At 56.8% G+C, this 22,336-nt stretch carries 23 protein-coding genes; 12 read left to right on the top strand and 11 right to left on the bottom strand.

Going from position 1 to position 22,336, the window contains the following annotated elements; all coding sequences use genetic code 11:
• Positions 1 to 128 precede the first annotated feature (128 nt).
• Positions 129 to 596, top strand: a complete 468-nt coding sequence (locus CBB91_RS08755; RefSeq protein ID WP_035553864.1) for a GAF domain-containing protein — start codon at positions 129 to 131, stop codon at positions 594 to 596.
• Here CBB91_RS08755 and CBB91_RS08750 read toward each other — a convergent pair.
• The 5 genes from CBB91_RS08750 to CBB91_RS08730 all read right to left on the bottom strand — a co-directional run bounded on the left by CBB91_RS08750 (position 561) and on the right by CBB91_RS08730 (position 5,618).
• The gene (locus tag CBB91_RS08750) at positions 561 to 2,351 is read right to left on the bottom strand and encodes a carboxylesterase family protein (protein ID WP_273013546.1); all 1,791 of its coding nucleotides are present in this window, start codon (positions 2,349 to 2,351) and stop codon (positions 561 to 563) included. The genes CBB91_RS08755 and CBB91_RS08750 overlap by 36 nt on opposite strands.
• A gap of 68 nt (positions 2,352 to 2,419) precedes the next feature.
• Positions 2,420 to 3,535, bottom strand: coding sequence for a cystathionine gamma-lyase (locus CBB91_RS08745; protein WP_273013544.1), 1,116 nt, complete (start codon positions 3,533 to 3,535; stop codon positions 2,420 to 2,422).
• A gap of 101 nt (positions 3,536 to 3,636) precedes the next feature.
• Positions 3,637 to 4,629 (bottom strand): glutathione S-transferase N-terminal domain-containing protein, encoded by a 993-nt coding sequence (locus tag CBB91_RS08740; RefSeq protein ID WP_273013542.1) that lies wholly within the window; start codon positions 4,627 to 4,629, stop codon positions 3,637 to 3,639.
• Positions 4,626 to 5,048, bottom strand: coding sequence for a DUF1330 domain-containing protein (locus CBB91_RS08735; RefSeq protein ID WP_035553852.1), 423 nt, complete (start codon positions 5,046 to 5,048; stop codon positions 4,626 to 4,628). Before CBB91_RS08735 ends, CBB91_RS08740 begins: the two co-directional genes overlap by 4 nt.
• 9 nt (positions 5,049 to 5,057) lie before the next feature.
• Positions 5,058 to 5,618, bottom strand: a complete 561-nt coding sequence (locus CBB91_RS08730) for an NUDIX hydrolase (protein ID WP_273013540.1) — start codon at positions 5,616 to 5,618, stop codon at positions 5,058 to 5,060.
• Between the two features lie 431 nt (positions 5,619 to 6,049).
• On the opposite strand from CBB91_RS08730, the gene CBB91_RS08725 reads away from it, so the two are divergent.
• Together CBB91_RS08725 and ettA are read left to right on the top strand one after the other, a co-directional pair.
• Positions 6,050 to 6,676 (top strand): tetratricopeptide repeat protein, encoded by a 627-nt coding sequence (locus tag CBB91_RS08725; RefSeq protein ID WP_273013538.1) that lies wholly within the window; start codon positions 6,050 to 6,052, stop codon positions 6,674 to 6,676.
• Between the two features lie 119 nt (positions 6,677 to 6,795).
• Positions 6,796 to 8,460: an energy-dependent translational throttle protein EttA gene (ettA, locus tag CBB91_RS08720; RefSeq protein ID WP_035553848.1), complete on the top strand. Its 1,665-nt coding sequence runs from the start codon at positions 6,796 to 6,798 to the stop codon at positions 8,458 to 8,460.
• A gap of 16 nt (positions 8,461 to 8,476) precedes the next feature.
• Here the strand turns inward: ettA and CBB91_RS08715 are convergent, their stop codons facing one another.
• Positions 8,477 to 8,623, bottom strand: a complete 147-nt coding sequence (locus CBB91_RS08715) for a hypothetical protein (protein ID WP_273013535.1) — start codon at positions 8,621 to 8,623, stop codon at positions 8,477 to 8,479.
• Between the two features lie 65 nt (positions 8,624 to 8,688).
• Between CBB91_RS08715 and CBB91_RS08710 the strand changes: the two genes are divergently transcribed.
• Positions 8,689 to 9,564, top strand: a complete 876-nt coding sequence (locus tag CBB91_RS08710; protein ID WP_273013533.1) for a sulfotransferase — start codon at positions 8,689 to 8,691, stop codon at positions 9,562 to 9,564.
• Between the two features lie 12 nt (positions 9,565 to 9,576).
• Here the strand turns inward: CBB91_RS08710 and CBB91_RS08705 are convergent, their stop codons facing one another.
• Positions 9,577 to 10,206 (bottom strand): ABC transporter substrate-binding protein, encoded by a 630-nt coding sequence (locus tag CBB91_RS08705; RefSeq protein WP_273013531.1) that lies wholly within the window; start codon positions 10,204 to 10,206, stop codon positions 9,577 to 9,579.
• Between the two features lie 36 nt (positions 10,207 to 10,242).
• A complete protein-coding gene (locus tag CBB91_RS08700; RefSeq protein WP_273013530.1) occupies positions 10,243 to 10,995 on the bottom strand; it encodes a VacJ family lipoprotein in 753 nt (250 codons plus the stop codon).
• Positions 10,996 to 11,138: 143 nt separating this feature from the next.
• Between CBB91_RS08700 and CBB91_RS08695 the strand changes: the two genes are divergently transcribed.
• From CBB91_RS08695 to metH, 5 genes are all read left to right on the top strand, one after another.
• Entirely contained in the window at positions 11,139 to 12,107 is a 969-nt protein-coding gene (locus CBB91_RS08695; RefSeq protein WP_273013528.1) for a metalloregulator ArsR/SmtB family transcription factor, read from the top strand.
• Between the two features lie 5 nt (positions 12,108 to 12,112).
• The gene (metF, locus tag CBB91_RS08690) at positions 12,113 to 13,021 is read left to right on the top strand and encodes a methylenetetrahydrofolate reductase [NAD(P)H] (protein WP_273013526.1); all 909 of its coding nucleotides are present in this window, start codon (positions 12,113 to 12,115) and stop codon (positions 13,019 to 13,021) included.
• 3 nt (positions 13,022 to 13,024) lie between these two features.
• Positions 13,025 to 14,098: a homocysteine S-methyltransferase family protein gene (locus tag CBB91_RS08685; RefSeq protein WP_273013524.1), complete on the top strand. Its 1,074-nt coding sequence runs from the start codon at positions 13,025 to 13,027 to the stop codon at positions 14,096 to 14,098.
• Positions 14,095 to 14,523, top strand: coding sequence for a gamma-glutamylcyclotransferase family protein (locus CBB91_RS08680; protein ID WP_273013522.1), 429 nt, complete (start codon positions 14,095 to 14,097; stop codon positions 14,521 to 14,523). The genes CBB91_RS08685 and CBB91_RS08680 overlap by 4 nt, the downstream gene beginning before the upstream one ends.
• Positions 14,520 to 17,153, top strand: coding sequence for a methionine synthase (metH, locus tag CBB91_RS08675; RefSeq protein WP_273013521.1), 2,634 nt, complete (start codon positions 14,520 to 14,522; stop codon positions 17,151 to 17,153). The genes CBB91_RS08680 and metH overlap by 4 nt, the downstream gene beginning before the upstream one ends.
• Here the strand turns inward: metH and CBB91_RS08670 are convergent.
• Positions 17,150 to 17,986, bottom strand: a complete 837-nt coding sequence (locus CBB91_RS08670) for a DUF5694 domain-containing protein (RefSeq protein WP_273013518.1) — start codon at positions 17,984 to 17,986, stop codon at positions 17,150 to 17,152. The genes metH and CBB91_RS08670 overlap by 4 nt on opposite strands.
• A 153-nt stretch (positions 17,987 to 18,139) precedes the next feature.
• Here CBB91_RS08670 and pyk point away from each other — a divergent pair, with 153 nt between their 5' ends.
• Complete coding sequence (gene pyk, locus CBB91_RS08665) at positions 18,140 to 19,564, top strand: pyruvate kinase (protein WP_272982810.1); 1,425 nt, start codon at positions 18,140 to 18,142, stop codon at positions 19,562 to 19,564.
• On the opposite strand, the gene CBB91_RS08660 is transcribed toward pyk, so the two are convergent.
• Positions 19,551 to 20,087, bottom strand: coding sequence for a TIGR02281 family clan AA aspartic protease (locus CBB91_RS08660; protein ID WP_051602802.1), 537 nt, complete (start codon positions 20,085 to 20,087; stop codon positions 19,551 to 19,553). The two genes, pyk and CBB91_RS08660, sit on opposite strands and share 14 nt — an antisense overlap.
• Before the next feature lie 11 nt (positions 20,088 to 20,098).
• Positions 20,099 to 20,293 carry a DUF1289 domain-containing protein gene (locus tag CBB91_RS08655; RefSeq protein WP_081806204.1) on the bottom strand — a complete coding sequence of 65 codons (195 nt, stop codon included), beginning with the start codon at positions 20,291 to 20,293 and terminating at the stop codon, positions 20,099 to 20,101.
• A gap of 132 nt (positions 20,294 to 20,425) precedes the next feature.
• Between CBB91_RS08655 and CBB91_RS08650 the strand changes: the two genes are divergently transcribed.
• Positions 20,426 to 21,436 (top strand): nicotinate-nucleotide--dimethylbenzimidazole phosphoribosyltransferase, encoded by a 1,011-nt coding sequence (locus CBB91_RS08650; protein WP_035553824.1) that lies wholly within the window; start codon positions 20,426 to 20,428, stop codon positions 21,434 to 21,436.
• 109 nt (positions 21,437 to 21,545) lie between these two features.
• The coding region (locus tag CBB91_RS08645; RefSeq protein ID WP_273013515.1) for an acyl-CoA dehydrogenase family protein at positions 21,546 to 22,336 on the top strand (791 nt) is incomplete at its 3' end.

Genomic DNA, 22,336 nt, shown 5'->3' with positions numbered 1-22,336 from the left:
GCGGTGGTCGTCTCCAGCGCCTTGACTCTCCCTGACTATTTCAGAGGATTCCAGCGGCATCAACGGCCTATTGCGAAGTGAACTCATCCACCCGATATAGCCCGCCCAAGGCAGAGATGAGGCAGAACATGGACAAGGCGGCTAGATACCGGGAGCTGAAGGCGGAAATCGAGAGCGTCGTCTCTGGCGAGACGTCCATTACTGCGCGGTACGCAACGGCGTCCTGTATTCTGTCGCAGGCTTTCGCCCCGCGTTTCTTCTGGACGGGGTTCTACGTCGTAGACCCGTTGAAGGATGCTGAACTGGTTGTCGGCCCGTATCAGGGCACGCTGGGGTGCCTGCGTATCCCGTTCGGTAAAGGTGTTTGCGGGCATGTCGCCTCGAGTCGCGAGCCCGTTATCGTGCCAGACGTACATGCATTTCCAGGTCACATCGCGTGCGACTCGGCCAGCAACTCCGAGATTGTGGTTCCGGTGTTTGATGCGAATGGAGAGCTCGCGGCGGTGTTGGATGTGGATTCGACCGAACTGGACGCCTTCGATCAGGTGGATCAGGAGGGCCTAGTCGCTATTTGCGATACGCTCCTCACCGCCTAGGCCAGCGGCTGTTGAAAGCAGCGCGGTGTTTTCGATCAGCTCAAGCGGCGTCTTCGACTGCTTGATCGCATCGATCCTGTGATTCAGATTGCTTTCAAGGATGTCCAGCTTTCGGGCGCGTAGTCTGCTGATGCGCTTGATCTCGTGATCGAGTTCCAGCCAGATATCATCATCAGGTGTATAAGCGGGCCACTCAGGTAGCCCGTCTCCATTCGGATTGCCGGTCTTGGCAAAATTCGTCCAGTAAGACGTCATTCTTTCCGTCAGGATGTCGTCATCGCCAGACAATGGCAGGAAGCCACTATGACTGTTGAAGACAAACGGAATTTCGGCCGCGTGGTGCGCGCCGAGCGTCTGTGACTTGCCCGGAGGCGTGCGGCTGAAATGGTAGAGCCAGGTCGGCTGGTCCGCCGCAACGTTTGCCTTTGCAAGAAATCGCGTGTGGACGCCAAACCAGTCGTCACCGAGCATTTTCTCTGCGCCCCGGTCCCACGATTCAAGACTGGTCATGCCATACAGGGCCTGCAAGGCCTTGGCCGAGTTTACGCCGAAGACGCCTTCCAGCATTGCTTCTCGTTGAGCCATTGAGCCGGAAATCGTGTCGCTAAGGGCAGTGGGTGATTTGCGATCAGGGTAGAAGATCGTGCCTTCATCGGCATTGTACCCGGCCAGAAGGGGAACGCGCTTTGCGCCGCCATCGCGAATGGCTTCACCTATGGGCAGCGGCAAGATTTGTCCGTCCACGGTTGGCAGGAAGTATTTGGTGAGATCTTGCCGTACAAGCACGCGATCAATGATTGCGCCAGAAGGTATCGCGCGCAAACCATCTGCTGTTGCAGTGTCGTTTGCGAGGGTCGACAGGAATTCGACGCCGACCTCCTCAGAGCTTTGAATGTTGGGAAGGGCTGAGTGGTCCAGGTGCAGAGCGTTATAGCTGCTGACGCCACTTTGNAGAATGGCCTTGTCATACAGATTGTCAGCCAGCGGAGTAGACATGAGTTCGCTGACTGACTGAGCGCCTGCGCTTTCGCCGAATATCGTCACATTGTTCGGGTCGCCGCCGAAACGACTGATGTTTGACTGTACCCAACGCAGGGCTGCAACCTGATCGAGCAGGCCATAATTGCCAGATGTTCCAGACTCCTCGGAAAGGGCAGGGTGAGCCATGTATCCAAACGGGCCGAGGCGGTAATTGAACGTGACGAGTACAACGCCTTTTTCGACAAGCCCATTTGCCTGATAAAATGCAGATGATCCCGCCCCGGTCTGGTGTGAACCACCGTGAATCCAAACCATAACCGGCANCTTTTTGATGCCGTGTCGATTTGCGGTGCGCACATTCAGGAAGAGGCAGTCTTCTGCTTGAAGCGGTTCTGGCTGAGCGGCGATAAGNCGTTTAGCGAGTGTGCGCTTCCACCAGGGAAGNCCATTGCCATCGATGATCCGTTCNACGACCTGATCCATATGCCCNCGAGGCTGCAGGCATTCCGGTCCGAAGTCNCGTGCATCACGCGTGATTGCGCCCCATTGCGGCGGAGCTGTCGGCGCCGACCACCGACGTGCGCTGGCGTAGGGGATGCCGTTAAAGACTTCCACTTCCGGATTGTCAGGATCAACACCACCCCGAATTTCGCCTTGGTCTATACGAAGNGCTTCGGTCAATGCCATAGGCGGTTCGGGCTGGTTAATGCGTAACCACCCCCAGACGCCCAAACCAAGCAAGGCAAAAAACAGAACTATACTCAAACGCTTCATCAAACGAGACCCCTGCCCGTTAGAGGCAAACGCTATACCACTTCGTCCGCGAAGTCACTTTTATACGACTATTCGGACCCCAATTCTCGTAAAGCATTTTCCGTTGCGTTTACAAGGTCTTCAGTGGGTTCAATGCCGCAGGCCAAACGAATGAATCCATCTGTGACCTTATCGCCCCACCTNATACGGCATTCAGCAGAGGTGTGAACACCCCCAAAACTGGTCGCGGGCACNGCTAACTCGTTGTTATTGATAAATTTTTCTGCGAACTGTCGATCCTGCAGCGTGAAGCTGACGATTGGTCCGTACTCGCGCATTTGACGAGACGCGACGGCATGGCTCGCGTCATGGGGGAGGCCTGGATAGCGTGTNGACTGAACAAGGGGGTGCGAATTCAGCATTTTAGCCACCGCAAGCGCATTNTGGTTTGCCCGAGAAACGCGCAATTCCAGCGTCTCAAGCCCGCGATGAAGCAGATACGCATCAAACGGACTGACAATCGCGCCTGCCAATCTTCGATAGGTTCGAACCTTGTTCATCAAGGAAGTGTCCCGGCTTGCGACATGTCCGCAGAGCACATCAGAGTGCCCGGCCATGGCTTTCGTGTCAGCCATCAACACAATGTCGGCCCCAAGATCGAGCGGCTGCTGGCAGAGCGGGGTGGCTGTCGTGTTATCCGCAACGAGGATCGCGCCAGCAGATTTCGCCCGGTCCGCAACCGCCGCAATGTCACAAACATCCAGTCCCGGATTCGACGGCGTTTCGATCATCACGAGCCGACATCCNGTCAAGTCAGCGTCCGCCATGTCTACCGTCGCGCAGGCTTCGACGGTTACACCGCGTGGTTCGAAATGCTCGCTTAATAAAGCGCGGACATTGTAATAGCCATCCGCGTGGACAAGCACCTTGTCGCCCGGGCGAAGCAGGGTGTGGAACACGGCTGAAATCGCGGCCATGCCTGACGGGAAAAGAACCGTTTCAGCTTTCTCCAGAATGCCGATTTCCGCTTCGACCGTTTCTATTGTGGGGTTGCCATTGCGGCCGTAGAAATGACTTCCATCCGGGTCACCCGGTAGCATGAAGGTCGTGCTGGCCATGATGGGCAAAGATATTGGCTCGCCTTTCGACAGGCCTCGCGCCCGATGGTGTAGCAGATCAGATATGGCGGACGGCTTCTTCGTCACTTACGGGCTCCTCGATTGATTGACCGTGGGAGTTTGAGGCGATCCTGGCAGAATGGAAACCACCAAAAGGAGGCGGTTTGCGCTGGCGAGCAGTTTAATGTCTAGCTGCCCGCCATCAGGATGCGGCTGCCGGGGCCGATCATGGACGATATCGCATCTTGGTCGTCAGCGCTCAGGTCACTCCAATCCGAGCGCAGCGATTGCAGACATTTAGCCTGATACTTGAAGACGCCTTGCTCGTACGGCCGGCCCTCTATCTCAAGTGAGAAAGTGTCCAAGCCGCCCTCAAGCGCGTCCGCGTTTGCCTTCAGAAAAGGCAAATATGTATCGCCGGCAATGCGCAGAAGGTTCTCCACAACGGGCGCAATGCCTTCCGCCCAGTCGCCATCGACTCCGCTGGCATCATCGGCATGGTCCAGCCATCGATAAAGATAGGGTGTTTCCTTGCGCAGCCACAGCATCGGAGTGGGATCAACACTCATGACTTTCAATTGGCCGTAGAAGCCGAGATCAGCGAGCGAGATGCGATCTCCAAACAGGAAGCGGGTCGGGCTCGTGGCCAGAGTTTCCAATTCGCTGCAAATCCGTTTCCAGCTTGCTTCGATCAAGGGGCCGGTCTGGGGCGTACAGCCCACAAGGGCCATCCGGCTAATCTGCCGTTCACGGATGGTGCTCGCGGCTGCTTCAACCGAGTCTTGGCCCGCATTCGGCAATGAGTCGAACATCAGCCAATTCGCGCACCATTCGGCATCGTCTTCATAAGCCCAGCGATAATGAAACATTGCTTTCATGAACCATTCGTCCGCCATGTCTTCCAAAAGCAGGCATGCGAAGCGCGCAACCGGGGAGGGCGGCAGCAAATCACGCCCCTCTCCTTCAAGCGACAAGAGGAAGGGCGTGGAATCATTCGTCCATTGGCCATCCGGTTTCCGGATCACGGGAATTACCGGCGCGCGCACATTCGGCATAACGGATTGCCGGTCTTCGGCCGTCATCCCAGTCCACGTATGGACCAAACGTTTTGCGCGCATCGCCGCCCGCACTTTCATGGAATACGGAGACCCAAGCGCACCATAAACATCGTAACGGCTCATAGCTTGTCTCCACTCAGCCAGATCGGGCGGGTGACGAGCAACTCCTGACACAAGAGACCAGCGTCCCTGTGGCGAGACATGGATTTGTATTCGGCATGGTTCAGTGTCGCGATGAAGGCCTGTCGATTGGGAAAATGATTGACCAGAACGCCATCCCAGTCTCCCTGACCGATGAAATAGCGTTCCGTGGTCGCCAGAAGGGTCGTCGAGCCGCCGACTTCAGCGGCAGCTTTGGTGAACGCTTCGGAATAGCGGATGTAGGCTGTCTGACCGTCAATTTCCTCACCAAATTCTGGATCTTCCGGTTTGTACTCAGCCTTAATTCTAAACTTCAGCAGGTTTACCTGGGCGACGGGGCCATCGTGCGGGTCATCCCGAAAGGCACGAAATTGGTCGGCAGTTGGTTGAAAGGCAGGCATGGCATCTCCTCACGGTCGTTTTTCCGGATGCTTGCCGAAATACCGCTCGGTGTAAAATAGTGCCGCCGCGTGATGAGCGTGCTGCGCATCAAATTTCTCATACGAAAGAAACTCCTGATAGGGCATCTCCAGAACTTCGATCTCTTCGTTCGGGTCAAGAGATTGAACATCTGTCTTTCGGCACCCGCTCGCGAGAAAGAAGTGGAGGCGGTTGTTTTGGACCGCAGGGTTCGGATGGCACGTCCCGACAGGAACGAAATCCCGCGCCGAATATCCCGTTTCTTCCCTCAATTCCCGCTGCGCAGCGATTTTTGGATCAGTTTCACCGGCATCCATAACGCCTCCGGGAAGACCGAGCAGCACGACCTCGCCCGCATGACGATACTCCCGGATCAGCACGATATTGCCGGAATCCGTGATGGGGATGATTGTCGCCCAGTCTGTGAACTCAAGCACGTGGTACTGGTCAATGATGTGACCATCGTCCCTTTGACAAACATCGGTTCGGACAGAGAGAAATCGGTCTTTGAAGGTCTGTCGGCTCTCGAGAATGGACCAGGGCTTGATCATGTGTTCGTCGCTCCAACGTGATTTTGGGCCAGCTTACATGCTTGCGTCGATCCGTTGATCCTGCAATTGCAGCAACAGAAGACAGATGATGTTTTGCGGCAAGGTATAAAACCTCTGATTGTGGGCATCTGGNGAAGTTGACCTCCAAAAGTGTGTTTGTTTCAAGCCATTGAGGTNGNTGNGAGAAGGCGCCGCCAAGTCCCGGAGTGATNCCNCGTACANCNGANTGNNTGAGGCAGAACATTGCCGCGAAATTGGCGTTCTGCATCTGGAATTGTGCCACTTACCTCTAAACGTGCATGCAGAGGAATGAGATTCCAAAAAAATCAAATATTCCAATTGGGTTACACGCGAAGCGCCCATTCAACTTTCTGAGCTCNCAACTGANAAAATCNCTTTTCAGCGAGCCGATATTGCATATCGTGTGGGGCATGGCGGACGGGGATGTTTTGTTCGAACAAGCTTTGGCTTTGCTACTTGATGGCGAAGGGGGCGAAAGCTTGATGAAGTCAGCCGCGTTGATGCGTCGCGCTGCAGACTCAGGCCATGCTGCTGCTGCAAACAATTTTGGCGCGATGCTGCACCACGGTCGGGGTGTGCATCAGGATTTCGCCGCCGCTCGCGCGTATTACGCACAAGCTGCCGAGGCGGGACTTGCGCCTGCAATGTTCAATCTCGGCTTCATGAANCTTCGTGCCCTCGGGGGTGAGCGCAACGAGGTTGAGGCCCGCGCGCTGTTTGAGAAGGCTGCGCATCTCGGTGAAGTGAATGCCATTACGTTCCTGGGCGTCATGATGATGACCGGCGAGGGTGGTCCCAAGCAATTTGCGGAGGCACAAGCCTGGTGGGACAAGGGCGCGGAGNTGGGNGACAATCGTTGTGCGTTCAACCTCGGTATGGCGCATGCGGGTGGACATGGAAAGGAACAGCCAGACTTTGTTGAAGCCTGGCGCTGGTTCAGCCGCGCCCACGATATGGGCAATCACAGTGCGGGGCCCGAACTCGAGCGGCTGGCAAGCGTTCTGACAGAAGATGAGCGTAGGCAGATCGAGGGTTAGGGTCTCTTAGGGCTCAGGAACCAGATAACCGGGATCGGTTGTGCTTGCCCGCTTGATTTTCGCGCGTTCCCGCGTAACTGAGGCGACGTATTTCCCCCATTCTTCAGGAGACGCNTTTCATGGCCGGTCCCCAATATGTTTATCACATGCAAGGTCTGTCCAAGACCTATCCCGGTGGCAAGAAGGTGTTCGAGAACATTCACCTCAGCTTCCTTCCGGATGCGAAGATCGGTGTCGTCGGTGTCAACGGTGCCGGTAAGTCGACTCTCCTGCGCATCATGGCCGGCCAAGATAAGGAATTTAATGGCGAAGCCTGGTCGGCTGACGGCGTTAAAGTCGGCTATCTGCCTCAGGAGCCAAAGCTGGACGAATCGAAGTCGGTCTTTGAGAACATCGCCGCGTCATGTCCTGAGAAGCAGATGCTGGACAAGTTCAACGAGATCTCCGGCAAGCTCGGAGAGGACTATTCCGACGAGTTGATGGAAGAAATGACCGCGCTTCAGGAAAAGATCGACGCTGCGGATGCCTGGGACATCGACTCAAAGATCCAGATGGCAATGGAAGCTCTGCGCTGCCCGCCTGACGATGCAGACGTTTCGAAGCTTTCTGGTGGTGAAGTCCGCCGCGTTGCGATTTGTGCGCTGTTGCTCTCCAAGCCTGACATGATTTTGATGGACGAACCGACCAACCATCTCGACGCAGAGACGGTGGCCTGGCTTCAAAATTACCTCATTAATTTCAAAGGCTGTGTGATCCTCGTCACCCACGACCGTTATTTCCTTGATGACATCACGACCTGGATTCTCGAACTCGATCGTGGACGCGGCATTCCATACCAAGGCAACTACTCTGATTGGTTGGAGCAGAAAGCCAAGCGGATGGAGCAAGAGGCGCGCGAAGAGCGTGGCAAGCAGCGCTCGCTGGCCAAGGAACTCGAATGGGTTCGCTCCAGTCCGAAAGCGCGGCAAGCCAAGTCGAAAGCTCGTATCCAATCCTACGAACAGAAGGCAGCGGAGGCTGAAAAGGAGAAGGTCTCAACCGCTCAGATCCGCATTCCCCCTGGTCCAAGGCTCGGCAATGTGGTGCTCGAGGCTGAAAACCTTCGGAAGGGCTTTGGCGACAATTTGCTGATCGAAGATCTCGACTTCAAACTGCCGCCCGGCGGTATCGTGGGCGTCATCGGCCCGAACGGCGCAGGTAAATCGACCCTGTTCAAGATGATCCTGGGGCAGGAAGAGCCGGATGCTGGTTCACTTCGCGTCGGCGACACGGTCAAGTTTGGCTACGTCGACCAGAGCCGGAACAAGCTCGATGATAGCAAGAATGTCTGGGAAGAGATTTCGGGCGGCACAGATGTCATCGACCTCGGCGGCATCGAAGTGAACTCTCGCGCCTATGTCGGCGCGTTCAACTTCAAAGGCTCTGACCAGCAGAAGAAAGTTGGCCTGTTGTCAGGCGGTGAGCGTAACCGCGTGCATCTGGCCAAGATGTTGAAGCAGAGCTCCAACGTGCTGCTGCTCGACGAGCCGACCAACGATCTGGACGTCGAAACGCTTCAGGCGCTGGAAGAGGGGCTCGATGCCTTTCCTGGATGCGCCGTGATTATCTCTCACGATCGTTGGTTCCTGGACCGAATGGCGACGCACATTCTGGCGTTCGAGGGTGACTCGCATGTCGAATGGTTTGAGGGCGACTTCTCATCCTATCTTGAGGACAAGAAACGACGCCTTGGCGAAGATGCCGTCAATCCGAAGCGCCTGAAATTCAAGAAATTTGCCCGCTGACCAGTTTAGTACATATTTACTCGCGCAAACATTCGTCCGATGCACGAATTGCTTGCTCGCGTTTCAACTGATCGGTGATTGCGACGCCCAATAATTGGACAATGCGGAATTTAACCATTGTTTTTAAGGGTTTGCGGTTGATTCTTTGAATCTCATCGATCATGTTTCGTTCCGTCGTCAGCATTGCGGTTTGTCGGCAGACAGTTTGCTGCTTCGGAGAGGGAATTGATGGCGATGGGCACTTGCGAGATGAGGCCGCTGGAAAGCGACATAGCGCCTGACGCGATTGTAATTGGCGCAATGCGCGCCGGTACAACTTCCCTGTACCACCTGTTTCGTCAGTCGGGGCAGGCGTCCGTTCCGGAGTCCAAAGAAACAGACTTCTTTCTTACGCCGGTCAACATGGAGGTCGGAGCGAGTTGGTATTCGCGTCAGTTCGGAAAGAGTAATCTTCCGAAGATCGACTTTTGTCCGAATTATACGAAGCGAGACGTGTTTCCGGATACGTGGCGCCTGATCAAAAAGCACGCGGGCAATGCGAAGTTGGTTTTCGTTGCGCGTGATCCGGTGAAGCGGGTTGTTTCGCAATACAAACACTCCATTTTATTCGGAGAGGACTTGCCATCACCTTCGGAATGGCTGGACACAAAGAACGCGGCCCACGCCATCAACGTCAGTCGCTATGCTTACCAGATGCAGCCGTTTTTCGATCATTGGGATCGAGACGATATTCTTATCGTTGATTTTGCAGACATGTTGAAAGAGCCGAAATCTCTGGTTCGAGTAGGTCAGCATGTTGGAGTTTCTGACCCCGAAGCGCTCCAAACCGTCGAACTCCCTTCAAAGAACTCGGCGGCAGATCTGAATGCGTTGCCAAACTGGTGGCACAGAATGAGGTCAACTCGGCTAGGGCACATGGTGCGTCAGCACGCGCCCCGTAGCCTGGTTGAAAACGCTCGTAACGCAATACGCTCTAAATCTCAGAAAAATGTCCTGCCGGATTTCGATGCAAGCGTGATTAAAAGCCTTCAAGATCAACTGTCTCCAGACGCGGAAGCCTTTCGGAAGGCCACGAACATGCGTTTCGAGCACTGGTGCGTTTAATCAGGCATAAAGCTAGCCGCGAGTGCTCGCTTCCAGGTTCCGCTTCATACTCTCGATCTTTTCAATCAGCGCATCGGCGGATCCGTTCGAGCGGTCGAGCAGGGCGAGGAATTGTGCCCGTTGTTCAATGGCCAGCCAAATCAGATTTCCGTCCAGGTTCAGTGCCACATCAACGACTTGATATTTTCCGTCTCGCGTCAGCACACGCCAGCGGACATCCATGTCCTTGCCGTCCTGCCGTTTGATGACCGTGTTGACGATGGAGTCAGTTTCCGACCGATCAACAGAATCCTTCACGACCACCGCTTCGCCGCGATAGGCGTCGAGTTCGTTTTCGTAGACAGCGAGTGCGTATTCGCGAAACACTTTGCGGTAGCGAGCTAGCTCATCGTCGTTAAAGCGACGGGCATACTTGCCGATGGCGAAATTGGACACGGCGACCATGTCCGTGAACTCGTNCATATAGGCATTGAATTTTTCAGTGCGCTCTTCTGCGTTCAAGGATGGGTCATTCAGGGATGCCAGCACTTCGCTGGCGTTTTCCTGAACGTAGGCTTCCGTCTTGGCGTCTGCGAATGCGTTGGAGGAAAACATCAGCATCGCGGTGGCCGCCAATGCCAAATGTCTGATTTCGCGTTTCACTTTCTTGCTCCTGTTTGTGGTCGTGCCACTCGCTTATTATTCAAATTCGTCAAAATCAGGGAGATCGTCGTACGCTTCTTCCTCATTTATGCGACCGTTACGGATTTCAGCCTGACGCTGAGATGAATAAATCCGGCGCAGGGCCACATAAGGTTCCGGTTGAGCGTTTAATTGTTCGATCTGATCGTCCAGGGCGACGCGGGCGTTCAGGCCGCCGAGCACACTNCTGCCAATTGCGATGTGATCGTCCAGATCGGGATTGTCTGCGAATTCGGTCCAGTTCAGTGGGTCCAGTGCCCGGTCTATGCCGCCGCCAAACAAATCACGCGGCGTTGTCGGGCCCATCAATGGCAGCACGAGATACGGACCGCTTTCGACGCCCCAAACCGCCAAGGTTTGTCCGAAGTCCTCACTGTGCTTTTCGATGCCATTGTACCCGGCGACATCCCAAAGACCGGCCACGCCGATCGTGGAATTGATCAGGAAACGCCCAAGTGTATCGCCTGCGCGGTCGCCTTCGCCTTGCAGCACATCGTTGATGAATATGACGGGGGACTTCAAATTGTGCAGGAAGTCGCCAACGCGATCTCGCGCAAATTCGGGTGTTACTGTTTCGTACGCGCCNGCGGCNGGGCCCAGCGCATATTTGTCGACTTCACTGTTGAAGGCGAACATCTGACGGTTGAAACCCTCATAGGGGTCGCTGACTGTGCCAGTCTCAACGCTCTGGGTGGACGCGCAGGCTCCCAGGCCCATGGCAAGTATGGCGGCGAAGACTCGCTGTGTCATGTATCGATAACCCCGTGTTTCGAACTCGGTAAATGGTGGCAAACCCTGTGGGCTTCAACACTCGGTGGCACACAAGCATGCATAGGTGATATTTCTGTAAAGCCGGGTTGCTAAAACATATAAATCGATGTTTATGTCGTTAAATGATTTTGGCAAGTTCTCCCATGATCGATTGCTTGCGCGCGGCGGGTGAGCCAACCCGGCTGCGCGTGCTGTCGCTGTTGCGTCAGAGGGATCTGTCGGTGGGCGAACTCGTGCAGGTCTTGGAGCAATCCCAACCGAGATTGTCACATCATCTCAAGGCATTGACCGCGGCAGGGCTCGTTGAGCGTTTGCCGGAAGGGTCCTTTGTTTTTTATCGTGCGGCCACGAGAGGTGCGGGAAAAGCATTTCTGGACGCGTTGTTTGCCCAACTCGATCCTGAGGAAGCGGANTTCGTCCGTGACCGCCAGCATCTCGAAGAGGTNAGCGCCACGCGCGCAGATACGGCGGAAGCGTATTTCTCAAGTATCGCTGAAAACTGGGACAGGTTGCGCTCACTACATTATCCGAACGACCTTATTGAGTCGGCGCTTCTGGAGCTGGCTGGCCAGGGGCCCTTCGGGCGCGTGCTGGACTTTGGAACCGGTACCGGAAGAATGCTCAGCCTCTTCGCGCCGCGCGCCGAGAGCGCCGAAGGCATTGATCTCAGCCATCACATGCTGACGGTCGCGCGCGCCAACCTCGAGCGTTTGGGTATTGATGGCGCGCGAGTGCGTCAGGGCAATGTCACCGCCGTGCCGTTTGAATCGAACAGCGCTGATCTCGTGATCATCCATCAAGTGCTGCACTATATGGACACACCCAATCGTGCGATATCGGAAGCGGCCCGTGTTCTGCGGCCTGGCGGCCAATTGCTNGTNGTAGATTTTGCGCCTCACGATCTTGAGTTTTTGCGCGCTGAGCATGGCCACCACCGGCTCGGGTTGTCGCACGATGCCATGCAGGCATGGACCAGCGATGTCGGATTGAATGTGTCCGAACCAAAATCTTTTGCGCCACCGGCTGATGCAGCAGATGGACTGACCGTAAACATATGGAAGGCGGTCAAATCCGCCACGTCCACGGAGTAAACCAAATGAGTCCGCTTTCTTCACTTCAATCCAGCGACGCACCATCCGTCTCATTTGAGTTTTTCCCACCGAAAACTGAAGCCATGGCTGCGCGGCTATGGGAAACGGTTGAGCGGTTGGAGCCCATGGCGCCGAACTTCGTGTCTGTGACCTATGGTGCGGGCGGTTCTACGCGGGAGCGGACCCATGACACCGTTCGGCGGATCGCGCAGGACACCCATTTGCGCCCTGCTGGGCATTTGACTTGCGTTGGTGCGACGAAAGAAGAAGTCCTGTCCGTCGCCGAAGACTACTGGCAGGCTGGCGTGAAGCACATCGTGGCGCTGCGCGGCGACCCGCCTGCGGGCATGGGCGANAAGTTTGAACAGCATCCGGGNGGGTTTCGCGACTCGATTGATCTGATCGAGGGCATCCGCGAACATCGGCCAGACCTTGGGCGCTGCTTTGAAATATCCGTCTCGTGCTATCCTGAGCTTCATCCCGAAAGCCGCGGTTGGGATGCCGAGATAGCCTTTCTCAAGGCCAAACAGGATGCCGGGGCGGATCGCGCAATAACGCAATTTTTCTTTGAGCCCGAAATCTATCTGAACTTCCTTGAAAAGGCCCGCGCGGGAGGCGTCACCATGCCAATCGTGCCGGGAATCATGCTGCAGCCAAACTTCAAGGGGCTGAAGCGCATTTCCGGCCTGTGCGGGTCATCGCTGCCAGGCTGGCTGCATGAGCTTTACGATGGNCTTGACGAGGATACGGAAACCCGGGAGCTCGTCACCGCGAACGTAGCGGCGGACCTCTGCCGGAAACTCTCGGATGAAGGCGTTCGCGATTTCCACTTCTACACATTGAACCGCGCAGGCCTCGCACTGTCCACGTGCCGCTTGCTTGGCCTGAAACCNAATTCTGCTGAGGCGGCCTGACNGATGANCAGACAAGATCGTATTGACGCCCTGAAAGCGGCCGCGAAAGAACGTATNCTGATCCTGGATGGGGCATGGGGCGCGATGATTCAGCGGCGCGGCCTGGAGGAGTCCGACTATCGCGGAGATCGCTTCCCTGAAGACAAGTATCCCGGGCAGATGAAGGGAAACAATGACATCCTCTGCCTGACCCGTCCCGACATCGTGACGGATCTTCACAACGCCTACTATGGCGCAGGCGCGGACATTTCCGAGACCAACACATTCAGCTCAACCGTGATTGCGCAGGACGACTACAAGCTGGACGAGCAGTCGGTCTGGGACATCAACATGGAAGGCGCGAAGCTTGGCCGGGCTGCGGCGGATGCCTGGACTGCGAAGACCCCTGACAAACCTCGTTTCCTCGCCGGGTCCATCGGACCGCTCAACAAGATGTTGTCCATGTCATCAGATGTGAACGATCCCGGCGCGCGTTCCGTGACGTTTGACGAAGTTTATAATGCCTATCGCCAGCAGATCCGTGCCCTGAACGAAGGTGGTGTCGATTTGTACCTGATTGAGACGATCACGGACACGCTGAACTGCAAGGCGGCGATCAAGGCGATCATGGACCTCGAAGATGAAGGCATGGACAAGTTGCCGATCTGGATTTCGGGAACGATTACCGACCGTTCAGGCCGCACACTGTCTGGCCAAACAGTTGAAGCATTCTGGAACTCGGTTCGTCACGCAAAGCCGTTCGCCATAGGGTTCAATTGTGCACTCGGCGCCGATCTGATGCGTCCGCACATCGCCGCGTTGTCCCGTGTCGCGGACACGCTGGTGGCGGCCTATCCGAATGCTGGCCTGCCGAATGAAATGGGCGAATATGACGAACAGCCCGAGCAGACGTCCGGCGCTGTGGGTGGATGGGCGAAGGATGGACTTGTGAACATTCTCGGCGGATGCTGTGGCACGACGCCGGACCACATCGCGGCAATTGCCAAGGCGGTGGACGGTGTAAAGCCGCGCGACCCAGTTCCCGGCAAGCACACCATGCGTCTGTCTGGCCTCGAACCGTTTGAGGTGGGCGCGTGACGCAGGCGGAAGTCAGGGCTGGCGACCTTTTTGTGTTCTACGGCCTCTTGAAGCAGGGCGCCGCAGGACAGCCGGCGGATCTTCCGCTCGCGACGGCGGGCGCCTTCGGTGCGCCGTGCAGATTCCGTGGTCGGATGGTTGATCTGGGTGGCTTTCCTGGCGTGGTGGACGGAGACACGCTATGCTATGGCGTTCGCTGGAAGATCAGCGATCCAGCGATCATGCCTGCGATGGATGCGTTCGAGGATGTCACCGACGACCCGGAGACAAGCCTCTATCTGCGCACACAGATTCCCTTGCTCGACCACGCAGCAAAAGAGACTGGCGAAATGGCCTGGATCTACTGGTACAATAAATCTATCGAGGGCTTCCCGCCCGTAGCCGATGGCAACTGGCCGCTTGATGCCGGGAAAACAAGAAAATGACCAACTCAGCTTCACAAAATTTCGTAAACGTTGGTGAGCGCACAAACGTCACCGGTTCCGCGCGGTTCCGCAAAATGGTCACGGAAGGCCGCTATGCCGACGCCGTTGAGGTTGCGCGCCAGCAGGTCGAGAATGGCGCGCAGGTCATCGACGTGAACATGGACGAAGGCATGCTTGATGGCGCCGAGGCTATGCGGACCTTCCTGAACCTGATTGCGGCCGAGCCGGACATCGCACGGGTGCCGGTGATGATCGACTCCTCCAAATGGGAGGTCATCGAGGCTGGCCTGAAATGCGTTCAGGGCAAGGCCATCGTGAACTCCATTTCCATGAAGGAAGGTGAGGAGATTTTCCGGAAGCAGGCGCGCGCGTGCCTTGCGTATGGCGCTGCGGTTGTTGTCATGGCATTCGACGAGGTCGGGCAGGCCGATACAAAAGACCGCAAGGTCGAGATCTGCCAGCGTGCCTTCCGTATTCTGACTGAGGATGTCGGTTTCCCTGCCGAAGACATCATCTTTGACCCCAATGTTTTTGCTGTGGCGACGGGCATCGAGGAGCACAACAACTACGCCGTGGACTTCATTGAGGCTGCGCGCGTGATCCGAGAGACTTGTCCCGGCTGCCACATTTCGGGTGGACTCTCGAATGTCTCCTTCAGCTTCCGGGGAAATGAGCCTGTGCGCCGGGCCATGCACTCTGTATTCCTGTATCACGCCATTCCAGCCGGCATGGATATGGGGATCGTCAATGCAGGCCAGCTCGATATCTATGACGATATCGAACCGGAATTGCGTGAACGCGTAGAGGACGTGATCCTGAACCGGCGCGACGATGCGACTGAGCGCCTGATCGAGATTGCCGAAGGTTTCAAGGGCCAGAAGGGCAAGACCGCAGAGAAGGATTTGTCCTGGCGGGAAGCTCCGGTCGCCAAACGTCTTGAGTACGCTCTGGTCCACGGCATAACGGAATTCATCGATGCCGATACGGAAGAGGCGCGTCTGGCATCAGAGCGCCCGCTGCATGTTATTGAAGGGCCACTTATGGACGGCATGAATGTTGTCGGAGACCTGTTCGGTTCTGGCAAGATGTTCCTGCCGCAAGTGGTGAAATCCGCGCGTGTGATGAAACAGGCGGTGGCGTGGCTTGAGCCGTTCATGGAAGAGGAAAAACAGCGTCTTGGCACGGTCGACGTTTCCAATGGCAAGGTTCTGATGGCCACGGTGAAAGGGGACGTACACGATATCGGCAAGAACATCGTTGGCGTTGTGCTGGCGTGTAATGGCTATGAAATTCTTGACCTAGGCGTCATGGTGCCTGCTGAAACCATTCTGGATACGGCCATAAAGGAAAATGTTGATGTGATCGGCCTGTCTGGTCTCATCACGCCAAGCCTTGATGAAATGGTCTATGTGGCAGCCGAAATGGAACGTCGCGGCATGGTGCAGCCCCTCCTGATTGGCGGCGCGACCACCAGCCCGGCGCATACGGCGGTAAAGATTGATCCGGTCATCCGCTGTGCGCCTGTGGTTCATGTTTCTGACGCCAGCCGCGCTGTCGGCGTTGTCAGCACACTGCTCAGCGAAGACGACAAGCCCGGCTTTGTGACTCAGACCAAGGCCCGCTACGAACGAATGCGCGAAGCGAGATCCGGCGGCCCGCCCAAGCCGCGCCTGCCGATCGAACAGGCAAGAGAGGCGCGCCTGAAACTGGACTGGGACAGCTACACGCCTCCTGCGCCAAGTTTCGAGGGTGTCAGGACTTTCGAAGACATCGATCTGGCAACGCTTGCCCGGTACATTGACTGGACGCCGTATTTCTCCGCGTGGGATCTTGCCGGACAGTTCCCGCAAATTCTCGAAGACAAGATTGTGGGCGAAGCGGCGACAAGCTTGTGGAATGATACACAAGGCATGATGCAGCAGCTGGTCGGTGAGGCGTGGCTCAAGCCGAAGGCGGTTGTCGGCTTCTGGAAGGCCAATTCAGTCGGCGATGACATTCACCTTCAATCGGGCGAGGTGTTTCATACGTTGCGGCAGCAAATGGTGAAAGACAATACGCGTCCGAACTTTGCGATGTCAGACTTTGTTGCGCCAGAGGGCGATGACTGGATTGGTGGCTTCTGTGTAACTGCCGGTCCGCAGGCGGAGGAAATTGCCAAGGAATTCATAGAGAAGCGGGACGACTATTCCTCCATCATGGTCAAGGCGTTGGCTGACCGGTTTGCTGAGGCGATGGCGGAATACATGCACGAGCGTGTTCGCAAGGAGCTTTGGGGATATGCGCCTGATGAAGACCTCGGCAACGCTGAGCTGATCAAGGAGAAGTATCGGGGGATTCGTCCCGCGCCGGGCTATCCGAGCCAGCCGGAACACACCGAGAAGGAAACCCTGTTCAAATTGCTGGAAGCCGAAGACCGCATCGGTGTTGAGCTCACCTCAAGCTTCGCAATGACTCCTGCGGCCAGCGTTTCCGGCCTGTATTTCGCACATCCGGAAAGCGTGTACTTCGCTGTCGGCCGTATCGAAAAGGATCAGGTTGAGGATTACGCCCGGCGCAAGGGGTGGGATACCCGCAAGGCCGAGCGGTGGTTGGCGCCGATCCTGAATTATGATCCGTTTGCTGTGGACTAGTCGACCAGGTAAGGGTTCGGTTCGACCAGGGCGAAGCCAGGCGTTTCTTCGGCAAAGTGGCGGAGCCAGTAATTGTGACCTGATCCGTAGATGACCAGGATCCGGTCACCGGGCTGTGAGATTTCTGCGATGTTGGCAAAGATTTCTGCGTTGCGGGCATACCAGCCATAATTGAGCGCGGCGCCGGCATTGTCCTCGGCGTCGGTCATGTTGAGCAGGCCATAGTAGAATCCGGAATGCATCTCATCAATCAGGCCCGGCTCATTCTGCCGGGCAAGCATCTCGGCAATCGGAGTCGTTGCCTGGTCACGCATCATGGCTTCTGCCTGAGCTTTGATGGTTTCGATTTTTGAGGTGATCTCGTTCTGGCGATTGGTCCGTTCGGCAAACGCTTCAACCCGGTCAAAAGGGAAATAGGAAATCTCGCCCTCTTGCGTATCCACAGCATAGACGCGGTCCAGGCCAGCCGCGTGCGCCACGCGATAGCCGATTTGCACGCTCTCATTACGTTGGCGGGTCAGGTCATCAGGCGTGAAGTCAGGAAACTCTGGGTCAAGCGCATCATCTGCCCGGCGGATACTTTCGATCGCAATCGCTGTGGGCTGAAACTCCAGCAAGCGGTCAGCCAGTGTTTCTAGTTCAGCCTGCCGCTTTGGCAGAAGCACATCGTCCGCCTCGGTGTTGACCAGATCAAGACCGGGGTTTCCGAAATGATAAGTGCCGAGCACCATTATCTGAACCGGGTTGTTTCTTGGCTCTGGGGCATCTTCTGCGACGGCGTTTGGAAGCGCAATCGCGATAAGGGCTGACAGGGCAATGATGGCTGATTTCATGAAAACTCCTCTTTTGAAGTCAGATGCACCGACTCGATCTATTGGATGCAACCAGTCGCATATTTTTTCCGAACAGACTTCGCGCAACGCTGACTGGCCAGTTCCGGCGGACTCGTATAGTAGCTGTGTCAACCTTGTCATCGGGAGGGCGGAATGACTGGTAAGACTCTGATTGGTGAGAATGCAAAGATCGTGGCGACCCTTGGGCCGGGCAGTCGCTCGCCCAAGGAAGTGCTGGCTTTGGCGTATGCCGGCGTTGACGTGTTTCGCCTGAACTTCAGTCATGGCGAACACAGCGCGCACAAGGCGGCGTTGGAGGCGGTTCGCGCGGCAGAGAAAGAAACCGGGCGACCTTTGGCGACACTCGGCGACTTGCAGGGACCAAAAGTGAGAGTCGGTTCGCTGCCCGGCGGCGAACTGCGCCTGCGATACCAGAAAGAATACGCCGTTGTTGCCGCAGAAACGACAGATGCCGACGACACTATCCCTGTGCCTCACGCCGAGATCGTCGAGGTACTGGAAGAGGGCGACGTTATCCTTGTGGATGATGGTAAGCTCATGTTCACCGTCACGCAGGCTGGCGATGCGCCCAGGGTTCGCGCGGAGGTGCCTGGAAAACTGACAGACAAGAAGGGCTTTACGGTGCGCGGCAAGGCGCTGCCTGTGCGCGCCCTGACGGAGAAAGACAGGGCTGATCTCGATTTCGCAATGGAAATCGGCGTGGATTTGGTCGCATTGTCGTTTGTCCAAACTGTTGAAGACATTGAAGAAGTCAAAGCGATCATCAAGGGTCGCGCGCCCTTGGTTGCAAAGCTGGAGAAGCCTGCCGCGATCGATAATCTTGAGCCGATTGTCGCCGCGGCTGATGCCGTCATGGTCGCCCGGGGAGATCTGGGCGTCGAATACGCGCCCGAAGATGTCCCGGTGATCCAGCGCCGCATCGTTCGCTGCGCGCGTGGCTTGGGTCGGCCTGTCATCGTGGCAACGCAGATGCTGGAATCCATGATCGAGAACGCCGCGCCCACACGCGCAGAGGCGTCTGATGTCGCCACGGCGATCTATCAGGGCGCGGATGCGGTGATGCTGTCAGGGGAAACTGCGGTTGGGCGACATCCGGCGACAACTGTCGCCATCATGTCGCGGATCATTCGTGCGACCGAGAGCGCCGAAGACTATCGTCGTTCCCTGGAGCAATTCTCTGGGGACCAACCCGCACAAACGGCGATTGATGTCGTCGCAGAGACATCACAGGGCATGGCAGAGGCAGAAGGCGCAACTGCGCTGGCCCTGAGAACGGGAGCCTTCGACCGTCTGGCCCGGTTCGCGCGTGTGCGTGGCAAGGCACCGATCCTGTATGGTTCATTGGACGATCAGAGGCTTCGCACTGCTTGCCTGCTATGGGGCGTCCACCCGCAAAGGCTGAATGCGGGCGCTGTTTATTGGTATCGGGATCTGATGGACGCAGCAGGCCTTGAGGGGCGCGTAGCCTATGCCCGTTGGGCTGGCGATGAGGAACGATTCGCCTGGGAGATCGGCGTTGGCAAAGGCCGCAACGGTGCGCTGATTACCGGCGTATGATCAGCTGGCTTTGCTTGAATTCATACGAGTAAAGTTCGCCAAGAAAGGTCATGCCCAGCAGCGACTGTTCCAGCCCGTCTTTCAGGATCATTGCGCCCACCTGTTCAATCTCAACCTGTCCGATGCGAATGCTGTCCAGCGTTACAGCGGCGCCGTGTGTAATGCCGCCAGCGGTCCGGATTTCCCAGCGATAGTCGAGGGTTTCAGGATTAAGGCCCAGGCGCTGGGCATCTCGATACGTGAGGGCCACCGTGCTGGCACCGGTATCCACCATGAATTTGACCGCGGTGCCGTGGACTTCTGCGCGCGTCCAGTAGTGTCCATCATCTTCGCGATCGATGATTGCGGCATTGGCGAAGCGAACCGACGTTCGCTTTTCGGTGGGGGCAGGCGCGGCCTCCGGTGTCATCGTTGCAAGCTCAGTGCGATGCTGCTCCATTTTTGGGGCAATGATAAAACTGACGATGGCCGAAAGCGCCACAGCGATGCCGAAACCGGCCAGTATGGTTTTCTGTGGTGACATCGTGCCGGCTCCTAACGCTTGCCGAGGGACTCGAGGCGGGAGATCCGCGCAGGCAGATCCGCAAGCACCTGCTCACGTCCTTCTTCCCCCATTTTTACCCATCCCCCAATTTCCTTGAGCGTTCGCGCGCACCCGAGACAGAGTCCTGTAGAGGCGTCTACAGCACAAACTTTGATACAGGGCGATTTGATGGCTTGAGCGGTCATGGATATAGGGTAATCAGCGATCGAGTGTGTGCAAGACAATCCCATGAATTCAGTAACAAAACCTTGTCGCCGATTGGGTTTGTTTTCTGTTATAAGAACAAGCAGTTTGAATATTAAGACGGAGCGTTTCCCTTGAGTGAGTCGACCCAGGAAATTTCACCTCTGGAAGACGCCCGTTCCCTGATCCGGAACGCGCCTGAACCCGATGCGGCACCCGCGCAGAAAGTGCGGGACGCACTTCTCGGCATGGGGCGTGAGGGGGATTTTGGCCGCCTCGGCGAGGCGGCGGCCTGGCTGGCAAAATGGCAGGGCAGGTTTCCTCCCCGGATCGAAAAGCCTTTCCTGGCTGTTTTTGCCAGTTCTCACGGCCTGGCATCAGAGGGCGTTTCCCTCTCCAGTCCAGACGACACGCGCGCACACGTCGATGCACTGCGGGAAGGAAAGGCGCCCTTGTCGGCCATCGCGACCCAATCTGGTGCGAATATTCGCGTTTATGACCTCGCAATTGACAAGCCTACGCAAAGCATTGCCGAGAGCCCGGCCATGTCGGAGCGTGAGTGCGCTGCGACGATCGCCTACGGGTTCGAAACCGCGGAAGACAAGCCGGACCTGCTGGCGCTAGCGGTTTCTGGCGCGGGTGTGGGCACCGCTGCTGCCGCTGTGGCTTGCGCCCTGTATGGCGGCGCGCCGGACTATTGGGTCCGTCCAAGCAATCAGACGACCGCTGAACTGGTGGAGCGGCGGGTAGATGTCGTCGCCCGCGCGCTCGCATTGCATCGCGGGCATTTATCCGATCCGTTGCAGGCTTTGCGGCATGTGGGGGGGCGTGAACTGGCGGCGTGCGTCGGCGCGATCATCGCCGCGCGCCATCAGGGTATCCCGGTGGTGCTGGATGGATTCGCCACCACAATTGCGGCGGCGGTTGTGCACGCGATTGAGCCGAAGGCGATCAGTCACTGTATCGCGTCTCACGTCACGAGGCGGCCTGCCCACGAGGCAGCGATGGAGCGACTGGGCTTGCAGCCCTTGCTTCAGCTTGAGTTCCAGACTGGTGGTGGTCTCGGGTCGGCCACGGCGATTGGTCTTCTTAAAACAGCGTGTGCCCCCTTCATCGCTGAGCCCGAGGGAGCAAGTGCGACCTGACGCGACGAGAACCTGACGTTTACGCTCACGTCACCTTGCCTTTGTTCCAAAATGGCGGAAATAGAGGGGGCAAGAATGATGCGCAGTCAGCGCACAGTGAGGAGCCGTCATGAATCTCGATTTTACGCCGGAAGAAATTGCCTTCCGTAATGAAGTCCGCGAATTCATTCGCGAGAATTATCCAAAGGAACTGGATGGAATTGGAACGCGTGAAGATCTCACGCGCGAGGAATTCCTGGCTTGGCACAAGGTGCTCGGCAAAAAAGGCTGGTCTGCGCCGGCTTGGCCAGAAAAATATGGCGGCACAGGTTGGACATCGACCCAGCGCTACATCTGGTCAGAAGAAAATGCGCGCGTTGATGCGCTGATGCCGCTGCCATTCGGTGTCTCGATGGTTGGGCCGGTGATCTACACATTCGGAAACGAAGAGCAGAAAGAGCGCCACCTGCCGGGTATCCTGTCCGGCGATGTCTGGTGGTGTCAGGGCTATTCCGAGCCGGGCGCTGGTTCCGACCTCGCCAGCCTGAAGACCACGGCCGTCCGCGATGGCGATCATTACGTGATCAATGGCCAGAAAACCTGGACCACTTTGGCGCAGCATGCCGATTGGGGCTTCTTCCTGTGCCGCACTGACCCTGACGCGAAAAAGCCGCAGGAAGGCATCAGCTTCATTCTCGTCGATATGAATACGCCGGGCATCGAAGTGAAGCCAATCAAGCTGATCGACGGCACCCATGAGGTGAACGAGACCTGGCTGACGGATGTCCGCGTGCCAGTCGAAAACCTTGTTGGCAAGGAAAACGAAGGTTGGACCTACGCTAAATTCCTGCTCGCACATGAACGGTCCGGTATTGCCGGTGTCGCCCGCTCGAAGCGCGGCGTTGAGCGTCTGCGCAACAT

The sequence above is a fragment of the Hyphomonas sp. TMED31 genome, from assembly GCF_002172815.1.
GTDB classification, from domain to species: domain Bacteria; phylum Pseudomonadota; class Alphaproteobacteria; order Caulobacterales; family Hyphomonadaceae; genus Hyphomonas; species Hyphomonas atlantica.
This window is presented reverse-complemented; position numbering and strand designations above follow the sequence as displayed.